Origin of the sequence: Paractinoplanes durhamensis (genome assembly GCF_016862175.1) — a bacterium.
In the GTDB taxonomy this organism is placed as follows: domain Bacteria; phylum Actinomycetota; class Actinomycetes; order Mycobacteriales; family Micromonosporaceae; genus Actinoplanes; species Actinoplanes durhamensis.
The window spans coordinates 90746-97209 of sequence record NZ_BOML01000046.1 but is presented as its reverse complement, the minus strand read 5'-3'; the positions used below and the strand labels follow the sequence as shown (position 1 = coordinate 97209).

Annotated in this window: 5 protein-coding genes; 4 read left to right on the top strand and 1 reads right to left on the bottom strand. The window is 73.2% G+C overall.

Annotated elements, in window-relative coordinates; genetic code table 11:
* The 3 genes from Adu01nite_RS28940 to Adu01nite_RS48005 form a co-directional block, all read left to right on the top strand.
* On the top strand, positions 1-1096 hold a 1096-nt coding region (locus Adu01nite_RS28940; protein ID WP_203731257.1), incomplete at its 5' end, for a glycosyltransferase family 4 protein.
* A 380-nt stretch (positions 1097-1476) separates the two neighbouring features.
* Complete coding sequence (locus Adu01nite_RS28935) at positions 1477-3618, top strand: ABC transporter ATP-binding protein (RefSeq protein WP_239132770.1); 2142 nt, start codon at positions 1477-1479, stop codon at positions 3616-3618.
* A gap of 46 nt (positions 3619-3664) precedes the next feature.
* A complete protein-coding gene (locus Adu01nite_RS48005; RefSeq protein ID WP_239132769.1) occupies positions 3665-4540 on the top strand; it encodes a TlpA family protein disulfide reductase in 876 nt (291 codons plus the stop codon).
* Positions 4541-4620: 80 nt separating this feature from the next.
* On the opposite strand, the gene Adu01nite_RS28925 is transcribed toward Adu01nite_RS48005, so the two are convergent.
* Complete coding sequence (locus Adu01nite_RS28925; protein WP_203731255.1) at positions 4621-5853, bottom strand: MFS transporter; 1233 nt, start codon at positions 5851-5853, stop codon at positions 4621-4623.
* 67 nt (positions 5854-5920) lie between these two features.
* Between Adu01nite_RS28925 and Adu01nite_RS28920 the strand changes: the two genes are divergently transcribed.
* Entirely contained in the window at positions 5921-6442 is a 522-nt protein-coding gene (locus Adu01nite_RS28920; protein ID WP_239132768.1) for a MarR family winged helix-turn-helix transcriptional regulator, read from the top strand.
* The last annotated feature ends 22 nt before the right edge of the window (positions 6443-6464 follow it).

Here is a 6464-nt window from a genome sequence, read left to right as displayed (position 1 = left end):
GCCCCGGCCCGGCGGCATCCAGCAGTTCGTGCACAACCTGGCCGTCCGCCAGCCGCCCGGCTCGGTGGTGGTCTACGCCTCCACCTGGAAGGGCGCCGAGAAGTTCGACGCCGAGCAGCCGTTCGAGGTGGTGCGCGAGCAGACCGGCGTGCTGCTGCCGACCCCGGCGGTGGCCCGCCGGGCCGCCGAGCTGGCCCGCGCGCATGACTGCGACCGGGTGTGGTTCGGCGCCGCCGCCCCGCTCGGCCTGCTCGCCGACGGCCTGCGCCGCAACGCCGGGGTCACCCGCGCCGTCGCGATCACCCACGGCCACGAGATCGGCTGGGCGGCGCTGCCCGGCGCCCGCGGGCTGCTGCGCCGCATCGCCCGGGGCAACGACGTGATCACCTACCTCGGCGAATACCAGCGCACCCGGCTCGACCGGGCGCTGCACGGCCTGACCCACCTGGAGCGGCTGGCCCCCGGCGTCGACGTGGACGCGTTCCACCCCGGGGTCGACGGCTCGGCCGTCCGCGAACGCCACGGCCTGACCGATCGCCCGGTGATCGTCTGCGTCTCCCGCCTGGTCCCGCGCAAGGGCCAGGACATGCTGATCAGGGCGATGCCGGCCATCCGCCGCCGGGTCCCCGGCGCCGCGCTGCTGCTGGTCAGCGGCGGCCCCTACCGTCCCAAGCTGGAACGCCTGGCCCGCGAGCAGGGCGTCGAGTCCGATGTGGTCTTCACCGGCTCGGTCCCGTGGGCCGAGCTGCCCGAGCACTACGCGGCCGGCGACGTCTACGCGATGCCCTGCCGCACCCGGGCGGCCGGCCTGGATGTCGAGGGCCTCGGCATCGTCTACCTGGAGGCCTCGGCCACCGGCTTGCCGGTGGTCGGCGGCGACTCGGGCGGCGCCCCCGACGCGGTCCGCGAGGGCGAGACGGGTTACGTGGTCGGCGGCCGCGACGTGGCTGCCCTGACATCCCGCCTGACCGACCTGCTGTCCGACCCGGCCAGGGCAACGGCGATGGGCCAGGCCGGCCGGGCGTGGGTGGATCAGGAATGGCGCTGGGAAACCCAGGCGGCCCGCCTGACCCGCCTCTTGGACGCCCCCGCCTGACCCGCGCCGCCGCAGCCCTCGCGGCCCCCGCCTGACCCGCGCGCCGCTGCTGCCCTCGCGCTGCTGCCCTCGCGCCGCCGCCGCCGCTCTCCGGGCCCCACCCTTTGCGCCTCGCCGCCGCTGCCCTCGCGCCTCCGTCGCCCTCCCGGCCCACTGCTCGCGCCCGCCACTGCCGCCCTCGCGGCGCTGCCGCTGCTCACGCCTCACTCGTCGGCGTGAATGAATCGGCGTGCGTCCGGAACCTGATGGACGGGTGCGCCGGCCCGGCGTAGGAAAGGCGTAGGGCTTCCGGTGCGCGGCGTCGTGCGCTGCCCGTGCGTCGCGCGTGACCAGGCGCGGATGCGGAGCCCGCGTCGAGGGACACCGAGACGGAGCTTCCGATGCCGGACCCCTTCACCGACACCGACCTTCCGCCCGACCCCAACCCGCCCGACCCGACCTTGCCGGACCCCGCCTCGCCTGACCCCATCTCGTCCGAGCCGCCGCCCGGCGCCGCGATCCCCGCAAGCCGTGAGCCTGCACGCGGCGAGGACAGCCGCGGTGATGGCGACCGCGGTGATGGCGAGCGCGGTGATGGTGGGCGCGGTGATGGTGGGCGCGGTGATGGTGGGCGCGGTGATGGTGGGCGGGACACCGCGCGTGGCGATGTCGAGCGTGAGCTCGACGATGGGGAGCTGGCGCTTCCCTACTGGCTGACCAGCACCGAAGAGGCCGCCAACACGTCGTTCCTGCGGATGCTGCGGCGGCTGCCCAAGCTGCTGCGCGACGCCTGGGTGATCGCCTGGGAGGCCGACCGGCGGACCACCATCGCCGTCGCGGTGCTGCAGGTGGCGGCGGGGGCGGCCAGCGCGGTCGGGCTGATCAGCGTGGTCGGGGTGTTCGACGGGTTGCTGCAGGCCGGGCCCACCCCGGAGCGCGTGCGGGCCGCCGTACCCTCGCTCGTTCTGCTCGTTGCCGCGCTCGCCGTGCGGGGCGCGCTCACCGCGGCCGCGTCGGCGGCCAACGGCCGACTGTCGCCCAAGGTCTACCAGGCCGCCGAGATGCGGCTGCTCAACCTCACCACCCGGGTCGACCTGGCCACCTTCGACGACCCGGACTGGCGCGACGCCATGGAACGCGCCCGCGACCGGGGCATCTCCGCGGCCGAGCAGCTCGTCGACCGGGCGATCGAGCTCGCCACCAACCTGATCGGCCTGGCCGCGGCGGCCGGCGTCCTCGCCGTACTCCATCCGCTTCTTCTGCCGTTGCTTGTTCTTTCGGTGGTTCCGGTGGCGTGGGCGGCCGTCCGGTCGGCGCGGCTCAATCACCGGCGGGTGTTGCGGCTGATCGCCGTCTGGCGACGGCAGCGGATGCTCGCCGAGCTTCTCGCCGCGCGCGAGCCGGCGCCCGAGCTCCGGGCCTTCACGCTGCGGGAGTTCCTGCTCGATGAGGTACGCCGACTGCTCGCGATCTCCACCAACGAGGAGATCCGGGTGACCGGCCGTCAGGTGCGCACCACCCTGGTCGGCACGGTGCTCAGTGCGATCGCCACCGGCGTCACCTACGCGGTGCTGCTCTGGCTGCTCTGGACCGGCCGGATGGAGCTCGCCGCCGGTGGCGCCGCCGCGTACGCGATCAACATGGGCATCGGGAAGCTGCGGGAGCTCGCGTTCACCGCCAACCGGGTGTTCGAGCAGGGGCTGTATTTCAACGACTTCCAGGGGTTCTGCGAGCTGTCCCGGCTGCGGGCCGAGCCGACGCCGGGCGGGGTGGCGCCGGAAAACTTCCGGGAGATCCGGCTGGACCAGGTCACCTTCCGCTACCCGGACGCCGACCGCCCGGCCGTCCGGGAGGTGAGCCTCACCCTGCGCCGCGGCGAGGTGGTGGCCCTGGTCGGCGAGAACGGCTCCGGCAAGTCGACGCTGGCCGCGCTGCTCGCCGGCCTCTACCGCCCGCAGCACGGCACCGTCACCTGGGACGGCGAGGACGCGTCCGGCCTCGACCCGGACACGCTGCGGCAGCGGGTGGCCGTCGTCATGCAGGAACCCACCCGCTGGCCGCTCTCCGCCCAGGCCAACATCACCATCGGCCGGCACGACCGGGTGGTGACGACGGCGCTCGTGCACGCGGCCGCCCGGGCCGGCGACGCGCACGACTTCGTCATGGAGCTGACCAGGCAGTACGAGACCCTGCTGTCCCGGCACTTCACCGACGGCGCCGACCTGTCCGGCGGGCAGTGGCAGCGGCTCGCGGTGAGCCGGGCCTTCTACCGGGATGCGCCGCTGCTGATCTGCGACGAGCCCACCGCGAACCTCGACGCGCGGGCCGAGCACGACGTCTACCAGCGGTTACGTGAGCTGGCCGAGGGCCGTACCGTCGTGTTGATCACTCACCGGATGGCCAGCGTGCGGGAGGCCGACCGGATCTACGTGCTCGATCACGGGTCGGTCGTCGAGCAGGGCCGGCACGACGAGCTGATGGCGGCCGGCGGCATCTACGCTCAGCTGTTCACGCTGCAGGCGAGCGCCTACCAGTCGGCGTGACCGGCATCGCTGTCGCACCGCAACCCCGGCGTGCCAGAGTTGGCCCATGGACGCGCTGGGTATTGCCGTCATCGTTGCCGTGCTCGTGGTGGCCACGACGATCGGTCTGTGGCACCGCCGCACCGACGGCATGATCCGGGACGAGGCCGCCGACAAGAAGCGCCGTGCCGCGATCCTGGCCGCGGCCGGCGTCGAAACCGTCGAATTCCCGGACCGTAAATCCTCCAATGCCGTCGCCTCGGCCGCCGCGAAGGCCGCCTCCGGCGCGGCCGCGGCCGCCGTCCACGGCAACGACACCGTCCGCGCCGCCAATGCGGCCGCCCGATCCGCCGCCGCCGGCGTCCCCGCAGCTCCGGATCTCCCGGCAGATTCCGGCATCGCGGTGCCGGTGGATTCCGGAGTGCCGGCGCCGGCCGGGCCGGTCGATGAAGCAGCATCAGCCGAGCCGGCGGGTGCTGACCCGCAGTTGGCGGAGCCTGGCGTGCCGGGGGTGCGGGAGCCGGGTGATGTCGCGGCCGAGCGGAAATCCGGCGTGGTCCCGGATTCGCGGGAGGAGCCCGGTGTGGTCGAGGCGGCCGCGCGGGACGCGAGTGCCGCGGGGGAGAGCCTCGATCAGGGTCTGCTTGATCGGTTGGGGATCGGGCCGGCCCAGGCCACGCTCCTGCAGTTCTCGTCCGCGTTCTGTGCACCCTGCCGGGCGGTCCGCCGGATCAGCGGCGAGGTGGCCGAGTTGCTGCCGGGCGTCCAGCACGTCGAGGTGGACGCCGAGAGCCACCTGGCCGAGGTGCGCGAGCTGAACATCTGGCGCACCCCGACCCTGCTGATCCTGGACGCCGGCGGCCAGGTGGTGAAGCGGGCCACCGGCGTCCCGAGCAAGCCGCAGCTGATCGCCGCGCTCGGCGACGTGCTCCCCGACGCCTGACGGCGCCGGAGCGCCCGCCGAGCGTGGCTGCCCGCCGAGCCGGTCCCGCCAAACGCGGTCGCCGCTGAGCGTGTCCGCGGTTACCCGGTCGTGGTTGCGGCCAGCTCCGGTGGGGTGACCGGGGCGGCGGTGGTCTCCGTTGCGCGGGTCAGGTTGCGGGATCCCGGGATCAGGAGTTGGGACAGGCCGGCGATGAACAGGACGGCGGCGCAGACGGTCAGCACCGGGTCGGTGCCGAAGCGGGCCGACAGCGGCCCGGCCAGCGCGTTGCCGATCGGCATGGCCAGGAACGACGTCAGGTAGTCCCAGGAGGCGACCCGGCCCAGGGCCGAGTGCGGCACCTGATCCTGCAGCGCGGTTTCCCAGGCGACGTCGAAGAAGATCAGGCCCGCGTAGCCGATGACGGCGCCGGCGAGGACCGCGATGAGCTCGGCGGGCCACACGTACGCAAGTGCCCAGAACGGCATCAGCAGAAGCGTGAGCCAGCCTGCCCGCAGCAGGCGCCGGGGTTTGAAGCGCAGCGCGACCGCCGCGCCGATCATGCCGCCGAAGCCCTCGGCGGCGGCGATGAAGCCGGCCGAGGCGGCGCCGCCCAGCCGTTCGATCGCCACCACCTGCACCAGCACCAGGATCACGCCGTTGGCGACGTGGTAGAGGGTGGCCCCGAACAGGCCGCCGATCAGCCAGTCGCGGCTGCTGATCTCGCGCCAGCCGGCGCCCAGCTCGCGGAGCATCGACGACCGCGGGCCGCGGGTGGCCCGGGTGCGCAGCAGCAGGCAGGCGGCCATCGAGGCGAGGAAGCTCGTCGCGTTGACGGTGAAGCCGGCCGGTGCGCCGAACGCCGCCACGGTGAGCCCGCCGAGGGCCGGCCCGATCACCGAGCTGCCGGTCTGCAGCATGCTCAGCGTCGCGTTGGCGGACTGCCGCCGGTCGGCCGGGATCAGCAGCGGGCGCAGGGCGGTCATGGCCGGGCTGAAGAAGCTGCCGGCCCCGGAGGAGATCGCCGCCAGCGCGCAGAGGAGCGGCAGATGGTAGGCGTCGCCGAAGAACATCGCGGCCATCGCGGCCGCGGCCGCCAGCCGGATCAGGTCCGAAACGATCATCACGTTGCGGGGCTGGAGCCGGTCGGCCCAGACGCCGCCGAACAGCGAGCAGAACAGCGTGAACGTGACCGAACTGGCCATCACCAGGCCGAGGTCGCCGGCGCCGCCGCCGGCCTGCACGACGGCGACGGCGAGGGCGACGGTCTGGAAGCCGTTGCCGATCCAGGAGAGTGTCTGACCTGCGGCGAGCAGGCGGAAGTCGGTGAACACGAACACGAGAGTAGTTCAGCGTCTAACTATTCACAATCTAATTATCGGACGTGGAACAATGGTCCCTGTGGCAGAGAAAGCTGGGGCGGACGAGAAGGACGGCGTTGATCAGCACGTCGCGCGGTGGGCGGCGTTCTGGAAGGACGATCCGCGGTTCGAGCCTGAGATCGAGGGCGCTCTGGTCCGGATGAACGACATCGCGACGTGGGCCCGGCGGGCCGACGCGGTCGCGTTCGCCGGCAGCGACGACTTCACGTTGGAGGACTACAAGACCCTGCACGCGCTGATGGTCCAGCCGCATCCGATGGAGGCGACCCCGGCGCAGCTGGCCGACGCGGTGCACGTGACCCGGGCCGCGATGACCAGCCGGCTCGACCGGCTCGCCGAGTCCGGCCTGGTGACCCGCACGGTCGACCCGGCCGATCGGCGGCGGGTGCTGGTCCGGCCGACGCCGAGCGGGCGGGCGGCGTGGGACAAGCACATCTTCGAGGGGATGGCCCGCGACCGGCAGATGCTGAGCGCCCTGTCGCACGACGAGTTGGTGCAGCTCAACGCGCTTCTGCGAAAGGTGACTAAATCGATAGAGTAAGTAGTGATGACCCTCACGGCGC

What these genes read in the sequence shown, in the direction of transcription:
- Adu01nite_RS28935 (WP_239132770.1), top strand. Translation starts at nt 1,477, where the DNA reads ATGCCGGACCCCTTCACCGACACCGACCTTCCGCCCGACCCCAACCCG.
- Adu01nite_RS48005 (WP_239132769.1), top strand. Translation starts at nt 3,665, where the DNA reads ATGGACGCGCTGGGTATTGCCGTCATCGTTGCCGTGCTCGTGGTGGCC.